This window comes from Francisella persica ATCC VR-331, from assembly GCF_001653955.1.
Taxonomy (GTDB): Bacteria; Pseudomonadota; Gammaproteobacteria; order Francisellales; family Francisellaceae; genus Francisella; species Francisella persica.
Window position 1 is genome coordinate 144,771 of the sequence record NZ_CP013022.1, and the last position, 16,929, is coordinate 161,699.

The window sequence follows — 16,929 nt, forward strand, 5'->3', positions numbered from 1 at the left end:
AACTATTGATAAGCTGATTGTTTTCTTATATTTTATTAATTCATTATTGAGTATTCACACAAATACTCTTTTTATAAAAGATTATCTCAAAGGTTTAAAATGGCAAAAAATTTAGTAATTGTAGAGTCTCCAGCCAAAACAAAGACTATAAAAAAATATATTGGTAGTGAATTTGAAATATTAGCATCATTTGGACATGTACGCGAAATACCCTCCAAAGATACCTCTATCGATGTAAATGATAATTTTAAAATTAAATTCACAATTAGTGAAAAAAGCAAAAAACATTTAGATGCAATAAAAAAGGCGGCAAAAGGTGCGCAAAATATCTATCTTGCTACTGACCCAGATAGAGAAGGTGAAGCTATATCATGGCATGTACAAGAAGTATTAAAAAGTGCATGCTTACTTAAAGACAAAAATGTTTATCGTGTCACGTTTAACGAAATCACAAAATCAGCTGTGACAAATGCTATAGCAAATCCAAAAGAGTTATCTATGGATTTAGTTGATGCTCAAAAAGCTCGTCAAGCACTAGATTTTCTTGTTGGTTTTAATCTCTCTCCATTGTTATGGCGTAAAATCACAAGTGGTCTATCAGCAGGGAGAGTACAAAGTCCAGCACTAAGAATGATTGTTGAGCGTGAAATAGAGCGTGAAAAATTTGTCAAACAAGGCTATTGGAGCCTAAGAGCAGATACTTTAAAACAAAAGCAAATATTTGCAAATCTAATTGAATTTAACAATAACAAAGTTGAACAGTTCACTTTTACAACTGCAGAAGCTGCCGATAATGCCAAAGCTAGTATTCTAAAAGATGCTAATGGCTTTTTGATAGTTGATGGTATTACTGAGAAAAAAACACGCAGAAGCCCATATCCTCCTTTTATAACATCAACGTTACAACAAGAGGCTTCAAAAAAACTTGGTTTTACTGCTAAAAGAACAATGTCTACAGCACAAAAGTTATATGAAGGTATAGATCTAGGCAATGGTGAATCTGTTGGTCTTATCTCGTACATGAGAACAGACTCAACAAACCTTTCTAACGATGCTGTCGATGATATAAGGAACTTTATTCAAGCAAAGTATGGCAAGGATATGTTACCAGCTAAACCAAGAGTTTTTGAGAAAAAATCACAGAATGCTCAAGAAGCGCATGAGGCTATCCGTGTCACATCTGCAAATAAAACTCCTAAGTCAATAAAGCAGTTTTTAACTGCTGATGAGTTTAAGCTCTACAGCCTAATTTATAATCGAACTATTGCATGCCAAATGAAGCACGCAACTTTAAATAGTACATCAGTAGATTTAATTACCAAACATGCTCAACATAAGTTTAAAGTTACTGGTACAGTTATTGTCGATGCAGGATTTTTGAAAATCTACAATGTTGAGAAAGATGAAGATGACAAAGATGATAATGAGGAAATAACTCTACCAAAATTTGAAAAAGGTGAAAAAATAACACTAAATGATGTTATTATAAAAGCTCACTCAACAGAGCCGCCACCTCGCTATACAGAAGCATCTTTAGTTCAAGCATTAGAGAAATATGGTATTGGTAGACCTTCAACCTATGCAACAATCATCTCAACTTTACAACAAAGAGAATACGTTGAAGTAGAAAAACGCCGTTTTATCCCTACAGATAAAGGTCGTATCGTAAATAAGTTCCTAACTGAATATTTCAAAAAATATGTTGAATACTCTTACACGGCAGGCTTAGAAAAAAAGCTTGATGATATTGCTCATCACAAAAATGATTATCTAAGTGTGCTAAATAACTTCTGGCACCCTTTCATTGAGAGAATTAATAAAATTTCTGAAGATGTATCACGTAAAGATGTTGTGCAAGAAAAGCTTGATGAAGACTGTCCTGAATGTGGTAGTAAGTTATCACTTAGGCTTGGGAAAAATGGCAGATTTATTGGCTGTACAAACTACCCGACTTGCAAATATACTCGCCATATAGATATTGATAATAAAGAAGTTGATAAAGAGGAGCCTATAGTTGTAGAGGATAGAAAATGCCCTAAGTGTAGCTCTGATTTGCATATCAAAAAAAGTCGCTATGGTAAGTTTATTGGTTGCTCAAACTACCCTGAGTGCAAACATATGGAACCTATTGAAAAACCTAAAGATACTGGTGTGGTTTGCCCTAAGTGTAATAAAAATCATATTGTTGAGAAAAAGTCTCGTAAAGGTAAAGTTTTCTACGCTTGTGCAGGATTCCCTAAGTGTAAAAATGCTTATTGGTATCTACCAATAAAAGAAGAGTGCCCTAAATGTCACTCACCAATACTGTTACACAAAACAACCAAAAAAGATGGTGAGCAGAAAGCTTGCCCTAATAGCGAGTGTGACTACGCTGTACCATTTGAAACTAAATAAAAATATACTTTCGAGCTTAGATCCTATCGATATCCCATAAATTAAAATAACTTATCATATCCACAAAGGTGGAAATATAAGTGGTAAAATTGCAATACAAAATTATACTAGCAAATATTGATAATCCAAATACTATATAGCTTGAACTATTACACCTATATATTGTCTAGGCTGCTTTACAAAAATAGATAAACAAAACCAAACACAAAGACATAACCAAATAAGCCTAAAGATGTTTTAAACATTGCATTTATCATCCCATCAATCATTCCAGCTGTGAGCATCATCACAAATATACATTGATAAGGATTCAAGCATATTTCTAAAAATTTTTTGTATAAGTTTTTAAGAGCTGTAATAATAACTACAGCAGCAGATATAAATACAGGAATACCCAACTGTGACCATATTTCTAATAACAGATTATGTGGATAACCACCTGGGCGTTTAGTAATTGCTATATAATTCCACTGTCCTACCCCCAAGGATGCTCAACTCCTACCCCAAAATTCTTTCCACAGAGGAATTCTACCACTAAAGCCTACTCTTATAAGATCTGCTGGGGATTTAACATTTGAAATATCTGCAATAGCTATAAAATAATTATAGAATAACTCTAGCAAACTACCACAAACTAAAGTTAGAACAAGTGTTATAAACGCTATTTTAAAATAGCTTCGCGCAAAAACATAAAGCAATGGCAGTATAACCACATACTCTGCAAATATTGTTCTAAAAGTATGATTTATTAAAATAAACCATGCTAGAGTTAAAGCTATAAATGAACTGAGTTTATATATAGGTTTTAAATCAATAAACCAAGGTAAAAGTAGCAATGACATAAACCAGCTAAAATAATTATCTAAAAAGCGAGGATTTAGGCAGTTATATATACAATAAAACTTTTTGAATATTACCAGCAATATATGATCCATATATAGAGTAGTTAGCTAATAAAGATAATTGTAAAAATAAATATCCACCAAAGAATATTAAAGATAGTCAAATAATTGTATTTAGAATTATCCCTAATATAAACAGCTATAAATTAGAAGGTGATATCGCAAAAGCCGATGATATAATCCCTAATATGAAGAATAAAGCTATTGCATATCTAAGCACGCGACTAAAACTACTAAATAACTTGATCATCTCAGAAAATATTTTTTTATGTATAAGAACAGTTACACTAGCGGTACAAAGTACTGTATAGAAAATATAATATCTATATATAAATAAGTAAATATTAGCTGTTAATATATCGTTAAAATAGCGCTAACAGTACTATCTGATGATATTTTAACTAAATTCAATACAGTATAATGCATAAAAGGCATTTTAAAAAACAAAGAAAATTGCTAGAGTTAAAAAATAGAAAATACAATCAGCGTAATATATTTTTTTAGGTAATTTCTCACTAATTACCACACAAGGTTGAAACTTAGTTATGATAGTTTAGTAAAAATATCAACTTAGTTCTTATAAAAAATTATTTTACTTCGAAAGAAGCCTTAGCAAGCTCTGAATTATCTGACTTATTGACTACCATTGCTGTCCATGTACCATCACAGACTTTATCATCACTAAGAACACTTTGACTATCAATAGTATAATCCTGGGTTTCATTAAATTTAGTAATAGGAAATGATGTGTTATAACAATTAGTATCTTTAGGTGCTACCCATGTTAGATATATAGTTCCCTGTGGTGCGCCATTCCAGTTTGTTATTATCATAGCATCAATTTCATGTGTTGCAGCTTTATATTTTAATTTTAGTGTAGCTGTTGGCTTATCCTCAGAAATAACTTCACCATATTGATCTGGATTATCAAGATTATCATCAGGGTTAACCTTTATGGAATTATCAGAATCATAAAGCTTATCAATAAAAGCATTATATTTACTACAGCATGATAAAGTTACTGTCATTAAAGTAAAAAGTAAAATTTTTTTCATTTGCATTACCTATTATATTTGTTTTATTGAGTTTGTCCTTGATCAGCACCAATCTCTTTTTTTATTTCTTCAATTTCTTGAGTTGTTTTCTCAACACTTTCTTGAGTTTGCTTTGCTTTCTCATCTAGTTGTTGAGATTTCTCTTTATAGATATTTGCATTCTTAATATAGCGCTTTAACCTTTTTTGTAAATGTACCGAATCTTGAGCACCCCTTATAAGCTTTTCTAGAATAACTTTTCTAGCTTGCAAAGTTTCATCTTTATTATTTGTATATGCAGATTGAAGCTGATTAAATTCTTGTTCTTTCTGTTCTAAAATGTTTTTATATTTGTCAGTAAGTTTTTCATACCTTTCTGCTCTTTGCTTAGCTTCATTTGCCTCTTTCTCAATAGTAGTCATCTCTTTTTGCATCTGCTGTTGATTTTTTTCTAACTCATTTAGCTTTTCGCTTTTTGATACACAACCAGCTAATATAAAGCTAATAAGAGTAACTATTATTAACAGATAAGTGAAAATATTCTTTTTCATAAAATTAAACTCTATTAATAGATAAGCTTATATTTTAACAGCTAGAGTGTCTAAGTAAAGAAGATTAGTATCATAATAATAAAAATAATTGTACTATTTAACTTGTAACTTTAACTCACTAATTTGCTGCGATATTTTTACTGCTTGATTAGCTTGTTTTTGTTAAATTGCTTTTAAAGTATTCTGTGCCTGATAATCATTTACTAGTGTTCTCTATTGGTTTACTTTATCATCAACATTGACATATTTGCAGGGTTCTTTGAATTAACCCTTTACTGACAGCTATACACGATCACTATTATGATATTTAAAATTACTATATAGTCTTTAATATTTGCAATATCATCTGCTAAGCTATTAGACTATTTTTGTATTTGATCCGCTTCAGTTCGATATTTGGCAATTTTTGTACGTAGACTATCTATCTTTGTGAGATTTTATGATGCTTGATTATTTAAACCATTTTGTGTTTGCTGTAGTGCTGTATCTGCTTAGCTGTATTTAATGCACATGAACTAAGTCAAATTAGCATAGATAATGTCACTACTAAGAATATAATATTTTTTTAGGGAAAAGCCAAAATTATAACTAAAAATTAGGTTCCATGAACAAAAATTTATAATTAGTGGCTAATAATGTAGTTAGACATAATTTTCGAAGTTAAATAAATCAAGCACAAATAAAATACCATATTCCTGAATCTAATTACTCACCTATATTACTTTTTTTTACAAGTTCAAAATCTTATATATACAAAAACTTAGGAACATTTTGTGAGGCTGTATTATTATGTACTTAAAACTGGTATGCAATCTTCATTGAGCGTAAAATAACGCTTGTATTAGTGTGGTTAGGAATTAATGGCAATGCCAACAATACCTTTTAGAAATAACTATACTAAAGAATATAGTATTGATACTGCCTTACCTAATAAATCGATAGAAAACTTCTTTTCTAAAATTAAGCACTTTATATGAGTAATTATCTAAATCTGATAAACCTTACAGTGCTTTCTTAGGGTATTATAGCTCCTGCTAATAAATTTATTCAACTTAGGTAAATTTTGTTCACAGAACCTAATTATAATATTATTTATTTGAGAAAAAGAATTTTATATTTCAAGAAATTAAACATTTATTGAGTCAGAAGCTATTACTTCTTTATCATAAACTACATTAGCTGTCCATTTACCAACACAGTAATTGTTGCCTTGTTTAACTGTCACAGTTGCCCAAGTCTTATCATTCTTCTCAGCGTACTTAGTGATTGGGAAGCTAGTATCATGACATTTAGAACCTTCAGGAACTTGCCATTGTAATCTTACACTTCCTTGCAGGTTATTGTTATATGTTGTATATACAGTTGCTTTTATTTTATCCTGACCAAGTCTTTTTAAATTTATTTTTGCAGTTGGTTTAGCTAAAGCTGTTGACGTAGCTGCTTGTTCAGCAGTATCTTTAGCTGGTGCTTTTGAATCATCAGAACAATATAAACCTAAAATAGAACAGCTAGATAAACCTGAGATTGACAAAGATAAAAGACTAAACTTGATTATTTTTTTCATATGGACACTCCTATTTTTTGCACATTCATATATACTCAAGCTTGAGTATAACATTAATTACAATAAAATAAATAACTGTTTATTAAATGATTATACAGCTAACATTACGATTTTCATTGACAAGTAAGTTATATGTCTTACAAGCAGTATCACTAGCCATAAAATCAACACTTTTACCTTCTTTTGCAATTTGATTAATTATTTCAATAGGAGGTAAAAGTTGTTTTTCACCAGTACCTATCAATATTATTTCGGGATTAGCCGCTAAGATAATGTCAAGATGACTTTTTTTGATACTTTGGATATCATCAATTCTATCTTGATACGCTAGCACTTGTGTAGCTGATAGAATCAACGGATGGTTATACTCACCTATATTAAGTATAAACCTACCTTTGATATATTCTTTAAAAAAAACTGGTGCTTGTATTTTTTCTTCTTGTAAAGTCATCATAGCAAAAAAACCTTGATTATAATAATATAGTTATATATAAGATTATAAATTATCAATAGTATACACTAAACAATATTTTGAAGCGACTATGAATTCTATAATTGAAGACTCTAACTTACCTAAACTTGCTGAATTTAAAGTAGATGAAGTAAAGCCTGCAATAGACTATCTCTTTAGCAAAGCAAAAACTAACCTTGAAAAAGTACTACAAACTCAAAATCCTAGTTGGCAGACATTACTAAGACTAGAAGAAGATAATGAAAAAATAAGCCAAGCATTTTCAACGATCTCACACATGAATGCTGTTTGTAATTCCAAAGAGCTGCGTGAAAGTTATGAATATGCTATAGCTAAGCTTACAGATTATTATACCAAGTTAGGACAAAACAAGGATTTATATAACCTCTACAAACAAATACAAAAAGATAATTTATCTAGTGAACAAGCTCAAGCAGTGCGTAAAGCTATTATCGGATTTGAACAATCAGGTGTGAATCTTGATGAAGTTAAGAGAAAAAGATTACAACAAATCTCTCAAGAACTAGCTCAACTAAGCACCAAATTTGAAAATAATGTACTAGATGCAACTATGGATTGGCTCTATACTACTAATGATGAAAAAGAACTTAAAGGTCTATCAGAAAATACTATAGAATCAGCAAAAGCTAAGGCTAAGCAAAAAAATATCGCTGAAAAATATGCTTTAGGTATAGACATCCCAACATACTTGGCTGTAATGCAACAAGCAGATAATCGAAAACTTCGTAAAAAATTCTACAAAGCATATTGCACAAAAGCTTCAAAAGAAGCTGATAATAAAAGATTTGGCAATGATGAAATTATTGAAAAAATCCTAAAATTACGTATCGAGAAATCTGGAATACTTGGCTTTGACAGTTATGCTGAGAATTCTCTTTTTACAAAAATGGCTGAAACTCCTGAACAAATTTTAGAGCTATTAAATAAGCTTCTAGAAAAATCTCTACCTCAAGCAAAAAAAGATCTCAATGAATTGCGTAGATTTGCCGAAGATGCTGGACTTGTTGATACACTGCAACCTTGGGATACAGCATACTATTCTGAAAAACTCAAAAAAGCCAAATTCAACTTTACAGAAGAAGAGTTAAGAGAATACTTCCCACTAGAAAAAGTACTAGAAGGATTATTTAAAATACTTAAGCACATATATGCTTTAGAGATAAAAGAAAATACTCAATATGCAAAATATATAACTGAGCAACAAACTTTTGATTTTTATAAAAATGATGTATACATTGGTAGCATAATTTGTGATTTCTTTGCTCGCGATAACAAACGCGGTGGAGCATGGATGGATGGTTCTCGTACTGCCTTTATTAACTCTAGTGGTTCAAAACAAAATCCAGTTGCCTATGTTAACTGTAATTTCATGCCAACATCAAAAGATGGTACAAATCTAACTCACAATGATGTTGTGACACTCTTTCATGAATTTGGTCATGCTTTGCATCATATACTATCACAAGTAACTATCCCTTCTATATCTGGCACAAATGGTGTCGAGTGGGATGCTATTGAGTTACCAAGCCAATTTATGGAAAATTTCTGCTGGTGTGAAGAGGGATTAGCACTTATATCAGGATCACGAGATGGTAAAACACTAAGTAACAAACAAATAGACAAACTTGTAGGTACTAGGCACTTTCATTCAGCGTTGATGATGGTTAGACAACTTGAATTTAGTATATTTGATATGAATATTCACCATAAAAAACTAACAACCATAGCTGAAGTACAAAAAGAGCTAGATAATATCAGAGCAAAAATAAATCTACTACGGGTACCTAATTACAACAGATTCCAAAATAGCTTTTCACATCTTTTTGCTGGTGGCTATGCTGCGGGCTACTATAGCTATAAATGGGCGGAGATCTTATCTTCGGATGTATTTTCGCGCTTTGAGCAAGAGGGAATACTTAGCAACAAAGTTGGTAATGATTTATTAGAAAATATTATTTCTAAGGGATCATCGCGTGATGCCATGGATAACTTTGTCGCATTTATGGGTAGAAAACCAAACGAAGAAGCACTACTGAGACATAGTGGCATTAGTTAATTTATTAATTTTGTGCCATCCTTAACTTGTTTGAGGATCTCACAATACAGTGAACTGATCAAATTTTTATTTAAAAGATAGAAACATTCTATCACTATTAATAAATCATGCAGACAACAAAAATTGGTAACAAAGCTAAATTAAAAGCGTGTAAATTTCTGCAAACTCAAACAATACAAATTCTAGCTCAAAACTTCAAAGCTTTACCGTATGGTAAGATAGATATAATTGCCTTAGATAGGGGTACATTAGTATTTGTTGAAGTAAAATATCGTAGCAAAACTAAGTTTCCTCAAACTGAAGAAATGCTTACCTATAGTAAGCATCAAAAACTTATAAACAGTGCAAATATCTTCTTACAAAAGAATCAACCAATTTCAAGATTACCAATGTTGTTTTGATTTAATAAGCAATAAATGAAAATGGTATTAATTGGATAAATGATACTTTTGATATTAATTATTAACCTAAAAGGCTGTTGCGGATGTAGTGCTAGATATATACAAATTATCAAACATTATTGAAAACACCTCTAAACTTTAAAACTGCCAGTCTAAAAATTTCAAAAAAATCAATCAAAATATAATTACTTTGAGTAGTATTTCACACCTCTTTTAATTTTCTCTTTACCATTTTGTTGACGCCAATTATTAGTATCTCTCAAGCTATATGCACAACCACAATATTCTTGCTGATAGAACTGTTCTTTTTTAGAGATTTCTATCATTCTGTATGACCCTCCCTGTTTACGCCAGTTAAAGTCCCAATAATAGATATCACCAAAAAGATCTGCTGCTTTTTTACCAGATTTATTTATCTGATTCATATCTTTCCACTTAGATATCCCTAATGTACTGGATATTACAGAAAAACCATTTCTACTAGCATATTCAGCTGTTTTAACAAACCTCATATCAAAACACATTGTACAGCGAATACCTTTTTCTGGCTCATTCTCCATGCCTTTAGCTAGCTCAAACCACCTATCTTTATCATAATCAGCATCAACAAAAGGCATACCAAGTTTCTCAGCAAATCTTTTATTTTCTTCTTTTCTGATCATATACTCTTCCTTTGGATGTATATTAGGGTTATAAAAATATATTGTAACCTCTAAACTAGAAGCAGCCATTGCTTCCATCACTTCACCAGCACAAGGTGCACAACAAGAGTGTAATAATACTTTCTTACTTTTATTAGGAGTTTCAAGAACTGGTCTTTTATAATTATCTAATAGGTAATTTTCATTCATCATGATTTTAAATTCCTTTTATAGATTCTCAGATAATGCAATTAACTTTTTAGCTTGCAGTAGCTGATATTCATCAGTTTCATCATTTAAATTAAGGTTTAAATGACCAACTTTACGCCCTTTGTGGGGTGCTTTATTATAACTATGAATTTTAACTCTATCTAAAGCTGCTAGATCTTTTGTCGCTGGCATTGCACCAATGCAGTTTAGCATAACTGTCTTACGACTAGTTGTATCACCTAGAATCAATCCAGTAATAGCACGCACATGATTCTCAAATTGTGATGTAACTGCTCCATCAATACTCCAGTGACCACTATTATGCACACGCGGCGCTATTTCATTGACAATTAGCTCATCACCCTTGACAAAAAACTCAATCGCTAAGGTACCAACATAAGCAAACTCCTTGACTAGAATTTTAGCAATTTGCCGTGCTTTTTCGACAAGTATGCTATTTTCAAAAGGAGCTTCAGATTCAACAATAATACCTTGTTTATGAGTATTTTTAGCTAATGGATAAAAGGCAAGATTACCATTAAGATCAGCTGTACATATTTGTGAAACTTCATAATCAAAATCAACAAAAGCTTCATAAATAAGTCCATGTGGTGCATCCCTGAGTGCATCCCATGCTTTAGTGATATCCTCTTGAGATTTAATCATAAACTGACCTTTTCCATCATAGCCAAATCGGCGTGTTTTAAGTATAGCTGGTAGGCCATATTCACTAATAGCGCTTTCAAGTTTTGCCAAACTATCAATATTGATAAACTTTGCTGTAGCAATATTACGATCCTGCATAAAAGATTTCTCAAGTAAACGATCCTGAGAAATAGCTATAGCCTTAGCTGATGGATATACATTTACATCATGATTTATCGCTTTGATAAGTTCATAAGATATATTTTCATTTTCAAAAGTTATCACATCAAACTGCTTTGCCCAAGCTACAATATCATTTACCTTTGTTAGCCCAATATCTGTGACAGTTTTGACCACTTCTTCGGCACAGTCTCCTGCCTTACCAAGGCAATGAAATTCTAAACCTAAAGACGTACCTGCTAGACTTAACATTCTTGCAAGTTGCCCAGATCCGATAATACCTATTTTCATTATTAATGCTCCCTAGGATCAGGATTATCCAAAACAAATTGAGTTTGCTCAGCTCTAAACTCAGCTAATGCTTTTGCAATATTTGCATCTGTATGTTGCAATATACTCGCAGCAAAAAGTGCCGCATTTTTTGCTCCTGCCATACCAATTGCAAAAGTAGCTACTGGAATGCCAGCTGGCATCTGTACTATTGATAATAAACTGTCTTGTCCATTAAGTGTACTTGATTTAACTGGCACCCCTAATACTGGTAAGGCAGTTTTTGCAGCAACCATTCCAGGTAAATGTGCGGCATTGCCAGCTCCTGCTATTATAACTTTAAGACCTCTATCTTTAGCAGTTTCGGCATAAGTAAACATCTTATCTGGAGTTCGATGCGCAGATACTACTTCACACTCATAACTAATGCCCAAACTATCTAAGATATCACAACACTCTTTCATTGTGTTCCAATCAGATTTAGAGCCCATTATTACACCAACATCTACGCTCATTTTTTATTTCCTCTTAGGCTAAAAAATATGTTATCCTCTATATTCCTAGAATATCAACTAATCATTAATACTCAAAACATATTTGCGATTAAAGCTATTATCAAATATTAACACTTGTTTGAGCGTGCGATCTTTGTAACTACCAATATTTGAGAATTTAGCGATAACATATCTAGCATTTTTATATGTTTTTTTTACAATCAAAAAGTATGTCATCAAAACTTACGCTATTAAGTGACGAAATAGTGCATAAACATTTAAATTCATTCTTTTAAATGCCAATTTCTAATAACTTCAACCCAAGCTTCACTCTCCAAAGCTTGCACCTTAGCCTTTAGGCTCTCGGCAGTATCATCTTTAGTAACATCACACTTAAGCTGTAGAATAATATCGCCACCATCAACCTCTTCAGTTACTTGATGAATAGTACACCCAGAAACACTATCACCAGCAGCTATTACCGCTTGATGTACTGCCAAATCCATTAATCCAGCATATTTCGGTAATAATGATGGATGAATATTTAAAATTTTACCTTTAAAAGCTTTGATAAATATAGGGCTTAGAATACGCATAAAACCTATCAGTAAAATCAAGTCAGGATTGTACTTATTGATTTCGCTTACAAGCAGCTCATCATACTGCTCTCTAGATACGCCCTTAGATATTATAAGCTTAGTTACGATATCGTGCTGTACTGCTCTTTGTAAAATATAAGCATTTTGCTTATTTGAGATTACTATGCTTATCTGAGCATTTAGTTGCTTATTTACTATCGCATCTATTATAGCTTGCATATTAGTTCCACGCGTAGAGCCTAATATAACAAGATTTAGCTTAGACATTATTTATTTAAGCTCCTGATATTTATTACCACGCAGCAAATTCATGTGTTTGATACGCTTATTGATAAGCTCTTTGGTACCAATATCTGGACGATGAAATAGTTTACCGTAAATATTTTTAACAGCATTTTCTGCTTTTTGTTCAGCTTCAGCAATCGTATCACCTAAGCCAAGTACAGCTATTGCTCTAGAGCCTGTACCAATTAGCTTGCCATCTTTATAATCAACAGCACCCAACAAAAGCTCAACATTATCAGGGCATTGCGAAATATCTATATCAAAGTTCTTAACTGATTGATTTGGGTAACCAAGAGGTACTAGATACTTACATACGCTCGCTTGATTTTTAAACTTAGCTTTTACTGTATCAAGTGTACCTTGTGTAATAGCTTTAGCAATCTCAACAAAATCTGTCTCTAATAAGCTAAGTAAATTCACAGCTTCAGGATCACCAAAACGCGCATTATACTCAATCACTTTAGTAGCATCCTTAGTTGCCATAAAGCCGCCATAGAGGATACCTTGATATGGTTCACCAAACTTATCGGCTAAAGCTTTGATAATTTTTTCATTGATTTGTTTTGCTGTTTCAATATCAGAATCAGATAAAAAAGGTAAACTGTGATTAGCATCAGAATAAGTACCCATACCGCCGGTGTTTGGACCTTTATCACCTTCATGTGCACGCTTATGATCTTGCACTGCTGGCATATGAATAAAATTTTTACCATCAGTAAATGATATTAGAGAGAACTCCTGACCAACAAGTTTCTCCTCTATAACAAACTCTTTTCCTGCATCTACTAATGACTGACAATGTCTAATAGCCTCATCAAGGCTATGTAAATGATCACCCCATACCAGTACACCCTTACCACCACACAAACCATCAGCTTTTATGACAAATTTATTTTTATACTCATTTAGAGTCTCTTCGACTCCATCCATTGTCGAGAACTTTTTAAAGAATGGATTAGCGCCAATACCATAGTCACGGATCAAATCTCTAGTAAAACCTTTCGAAGTTTCAATTTGCGCTAATTTTTTGGTTGGTCCAACTACACCAATCCCCTCTGCCTTGAGTACATCTGCTAGACCTACTTCAAGTGGTGCCTCAGGACCGATAATTGCAATATCAATATGCTGTGATTTTGCATACTCAAGCACTTGATTACAATTACAAATATCATCGAGATAGCCTTGTGCTAACTTTTCTATCCCAGGATTAATCGCTGTGCTTATACAAAAAAGCTTATTTGCAATAGTGCTTTTGTTTATAGCTTCTGCTATCGCGTGCTCTCTACTTCCTGATCCTATTAGAAGAATATTCACTGTTTTCTCCATACTCAAATAATCTGTAACATTTTTAACAATACGCTGATTTACATTTTCTAAATCTCTAGGCACTTCAAACTTTTGCCCTGTTATCATTTCAAAAAGAGTTATATATTTTTGTGATAATTCTACAACTAGCTCTTGTGGTGCTTGTGGTAAAACTTCATCATTATATGGATCACAGTTTTTTGCAAACCATAGTCTAAAAAATTCCTTATCGATATTTTCAGGTTCTTGACCTTTGGCAAACTTCTCGGCATAGCTATCTTTTAGCCAAAATCTTGAGCTATCTGGAGTGTGAATCTCATCGATTAAAATAATCTCCCCAGTTTTCTCATCAATGCCAAACTCATACTTAGTATCTGCCAAGATTAAACCATGTTCTAAGGCTTTTTTTTGCCCGAACTCAAAAAGTTCTAGAGCTTTTTGTGAAGAAAAATCCCACTGCTGTTGAGTTAACCAACCCTCTTTGACTATATCCGTTGCTGAAATTAGGCGATCATGATCTTGCTCTTTTGTTGTCGTGGTTAGAATATTATGCGGTAACTTTTGATTCTTCTTTAAACCTTCTGGTAGGAAATTTCCACAATATTCGCGACTACCATTTTGATAATGTGTCCATAAAGATGTCGAAGTCGAACCAGTTATATAACCTCTGACTACAAATTCTATCGGTAGTACTTTTGCTTTTCTCGCGATGACAACATTTGGATCTGGAGAGGCTATGAAGTGGTTTTTGACAATATGCGCAGTTTCCTTGAACCACCACAATGAGGATTGCGCAAGAATTTGCCCTTTAAATGGAATAAAACCTAAAGATCTATCAAAAGCAGATTGTCTATCTGTAGATATCAAAATACTCTTGTCATCAGTAAAGTACATATCTCTTACTTTACCTATATATTTATTTTTAATATCAAGGTTTGTTGATTTTAGAACATTTTTTATATTATTAGCAATGATTTGTTTATCAAGCATTAGATAATTTCTACCTTCCCTGAGTTTGTGATTTTACCAATTTGATATAGTTTTGTATTAGTATGCTTTTTAGCTAAATCTTGCATCTTGTCAAACTGATCTTGGCTAGCCATTATAGCCATACCAATACCCATATTAAATGAGCGATACATTTCAAACTTGCTAATATCGCCTATTCTCTGCATTAGCTTAAAAATAGCTGGCGTTTCAAAACTATCTTTGACAATTTCAGCACCTAATCCTTGTGGTAATACGCGTGGAACATTCTCAATAAACCCACCGCCAGTTATATGTGCCATACCTTTGATACCAACACCATTATCCAAGAAATCATTAATAATATTAGTGTAGTTAATATGTGGCTCAAGTAGCACATCACCAATAGTTCTACCCTCTAACTCTGGATAGGTATCAGTATGTTTGTTAGCCGCTACATCAAAAAATAGCTTACGTGCAAAAGAATAACCATTTGTATGCAGTCCTGATGAGCTAAGACCAAAGATAATATCACCCTCTTTGATATTCTCACCATTAATAATCTTATCTCTATCAACTATACCCGTGATAACACCGACCATATCAATCTCACCAGCTTGATATACTCCAGGCATCTCAGCTGTCTCACCACCTATTAAAGAGACACCACACTCAGCACAAGCTTTTGACATTCCTTTAATAAGTTCTTCCATAATCACATGGTCAAGCTTATCATGCGCGACATAATCTAGAAAAGTAATTGGCTTAGCGCCCATTACAACGATATCATTCGTTGCTGCTGAGAAAAGATCATAACCAAGATTCTCAAACTTGCCACACATTATTGCAATTTTTGTCTTAGTACCAACCCCGTCTATAGACTGTACTAGTACAGGATCTTGATAGTTGTTTATGATATTTTTTAGTGAATATAAAGAACCAAAGCTACCTAAGCCTGTCAAAACATCTTGGGTAAAAGTCTTTTTGACATGATCCTTCATCATTTCTATAGCTTGATTGCCATATTCGATATTTACACCAGCATCTTCATATTTTAGGCCTGCCATTAGTTTGATTCCTCGTTTTGCTCTTTGCAACATTGAAAAGTATTATATAAAAGTTCAGTAATTGTCATTGGTCCAACCCCTCCAGGTACTGGAGTAATTGCTACGACCTTATCTTTGACAGCGGCAAAATCAACATCACCAACTATCTTACCATCAACATGGTTAATACCAACATCGATAACTACAGCACCCTCTTTGACCATATCAGATGTGATAAAATTAGGCTTGCCAACTGCAACAATTAGGATATCTGCTTTTGTAGTATGTGATTTAAGATCAGTTGTAAATCTATGACAAGTTGTCACAGTAGCTTTAGCATTTAGTAGTAGCTGTGATACTGGTTTACCTACAACGTTACTTGCACCAACAACTACTGCATAGGCACCTTCTGTTTTTATACCATACTCTCTTAGCATAGTCATGATACCTTTAGGTGTACAAGATTCTAGGCATTTTTTATCTCTAAGCTGTAGCCTACCAACATTTGTAGGATGAAAACCATCAACATCTTTTTCTGGTTTTATACTATATATCACATTGTTTTTGTTGATATGTGCTGGCAGTGGTAACTGCACTAAAATCGCATGAACACTACAGTAATTATTTAGCTGATTAATCAGCTCCAAAAGCTCTGATTCTGTCGTATGCTCTGGCAGTGTAATCACTTGTGAATCTATACCAACTTGGGCACAAGCTTTTTCTTTCGAGGCAACATATGTCTTACTCGCCAGGTCATTACCAACAATTATTGCGACCAGTTTTGGAGTTATTGCTGTATTATGCTTATATTCTTGGACTTTATTTGCTAATCTCTCTCTAAGATCCTTTGAGAGAGACTTACCATCGATTAAAATCATTATGTGATAACTTAT

General features: G+C 32.7%; 14 protein-coding genes and 3 pseudogenes. 3 read left to right on the forward strand and 14 right to left on the reverse strand.

Annotation, left to right across the window (positions count from 1 at the left end):
• Positions 1-99 precede the first annotated feature (99 nt).
• Entirely contained in the window at positions 100-2,394 is a 2,295-nt protein-coding gene (gene topA / locus FSC845_RS00765; protein WP_064461350.1) for a type I DNA topoisomerase, read from the forward strand.
• A gap of 54 nt (positions 2,395-2,448) precedes the next feature.
• Here the strand turns inward: topA and FSC845_RS00770 are convergent.
• The 6 genes and pseudogenes from FSC845_RS00770 to FSC845_RS00790 all read right to left on the reverse strand — a co-directional run bounded on the left by FSC845_RS00770 (position 2,449) and on the right by FSC845_RS00790 (position 6,899).
• Positions 2,449-3,822 (reverse strand): annotated as a pseudogene (locus FSC845_RS00770) (O-antigen ligase family protein).
• A 61-nt stretch (positions 3,823-3,883) separates the two neighbouring features.
• On the reverse strand, positions 3,884-4,351 hold the full coding sequence (lpnB, locus tag FSC845_RS00775; protein ID WP_064461351.1) for a TUL4 family outer member lipoprotein LpnB: 468 nt from the start codon (positions 4,349-4,351) through the stop codon (positions 3,884-3,886).
• 23 nt (positions 4,352-4,374) lie between these two features.
• The gene (locus FSC845_RS00780; protein WP_064461352.1) at positions 4,375-4,881 is read right to left on the reverse strand and encodes a hypothetical protein; all 507 of its coding nucleotides are present in this window, start codon (positions 4,879-4,881) and stop codon (positions 4,375-4,377) included.
• 93 nt (positions 4,882-4,974) lie between these two features.
• Positions 4,975-5,368 (reverse strand): annotated as a pseudogene (locus FSC845_RS09485) (hypothetical protein).
• A 639-nt stretch (positions 5,369-6,007) separates the two neighbouring features.
• On the reverse strand, positions 6,008-6,445 hold the full coding sequence (locus FSC845_RS00785; protein WP_064461353.1) for a TUL4 family lipoprotein: 438 nt from the start codon (positions 6,443-6,445) through the stop codon (positions 6,008-6,010).
• 82 nt (positions 6,446-6,527) lie between these two features.
• The gene (locus FSC845_RS00790) at positions 6,528-6,899 is read right to left on the reverse strand and encodes an Mth938-like domain-containing protein (RefSeq protein WP_064461354.1); all 372 of its coding nucleotides are present in this window, start codon (positions 6,897-6,899) and stop codon (positions 6,528-6,530) included.
• Positions 6,900-6,987: 88 nt separating this feature from the next.
• Here FSC845_RS00790 and FSC845_RS00795 point away from each other — a divergent pair, with 88 nt between their 5' ends.
• The gene (locus FSC845_RS00795) at positions 6,988-8,994 is read left to right on the forward strand and encodes a M3 family metallopeptidase (RefSeq protein WP_064461355.1); all 2,007 of its coding nucleotides are present in this window, start codon (positions 6,988-6,990) and stop codon (positions 8,992-8,994) included.
• Between the two features lie 107 nt (positions 8,995-9,101).
• Positions 9,102-9,460, forward strand: a pseudogene (locus FSC845_RS00800) (YraN family protein).
• 120 nt (positions 9,461-9,580) lie between these two features.
• Here FSC845_RS00800 and FSC845_RS00805 read toward each other — a convergent pair.
• The 8 genes from FSC845_RS00805 to folD are packed head-to-tail and all read right to left on the reverse strand — an operon-like array spanning position 9,581 to position 16,914.
• Entirely contained in the window at positions 9,581-10,249 is a 669-nt protein-coding gene (locus FSC845_RS00805) for an epoxyqueuosine reductase QueH (protein ID WP_082343470.1), read from the reverse strand.
• Between the two features lie 15 nt (positions 10,250-10,264).
• Complete coding sequence (locus FSC845_RS00810) at positions 10,265-11,362, reverse strand: 5-(carboxyamino)imidazole ribonucleotide synthase (RefSeq protein ID WP_064461356.1); 1,098 nt, start codon at positions 11,360-11,362, stop codon at positions 10,265-10,267.
• 2 nt (positions 11,363-11,364) lie between these two features.
• Complete coding sequence (gene purE / locus FSC845_RS00815; RefSeq protein ID WP_064461357.1) at positions 11,365-11,856, reverse strand: 5-(carboxyamino)imidazole ribonucleotide mutase; 492 nt, start codon at positions 11,854-11,856, stop codon at positions 11,365-11,367.
• A 57-nt stretch (positions 11,857-11,913) separates the two neighbouring features.
• A complete protein-coding gene (locus FSC845_RS07965; RefSeq protein WP_169815252.1) occupies positions 11,914-12,072 on the reverse strand; it encodes a hypothetical protein in 159 nt (52 codons plus the stop codon).
• A 47-nt stretch (positions 12,073-12,119) separates the two neighbouring features.
• The gene (purN, locus tag FSC845_RS00820) at positions 12,120-12,701 is read right to left on the reverse strand and encodes a phosphoribosylglycinamide formyltransferase (RefSeq protein WP_064461358.1); all 582 of its coding nucleotides are present in this window, start codon (positions 12,699-12,701) and stop codon (positions 12,120-12,122) included.
• Between the two features lie 3 nt (positions 12,702-12,704).
• Entirely contained in the window at positions 12,705-15,014 is a 2,310-nt protein-coding gene (locus FSC845_RS00825; protein ID WP_064461359.1) for a phosphoribosylaminoimidazolesuccinocarboxamide synthase, read from the reverse strand.
• On the reverse strand, positions 15,014-16,057 hold the full coding sequence (gene purM / locus FSC845_RS00830) for a phosphoribosylformylglycinamidine cyclo-ligase (protein WP_064461360.1): 1,044 nt from the start codon (positions 16,055-16,057) through the stop codon (positions 15,014-15,016). Before purM ends, FSC845_RS00825 begins: the two co-directional genes overlap by 1 nt.
• The gene (gene folD / locus FSC845_RS00835) at positions 16,057-16,914 is read right to left on the reverse strand and encodes a bifunctional methylenetetrahydrofolate dehydrogenase/methenyltetrahydrofolate cyclohydrolase FolD (RefSeq protein ID WP_064461361.1); all 858 of its coding nucleotides are present in this window, start codon (positions 16,912-16,914) and stop codon (positions 16,057-16,059) included. Before folD ends, purM begins: the two co-directional genes overlap by 1 nt.
• Positions 16,915-16,929 lie beyond the last annotated feature (15 nt).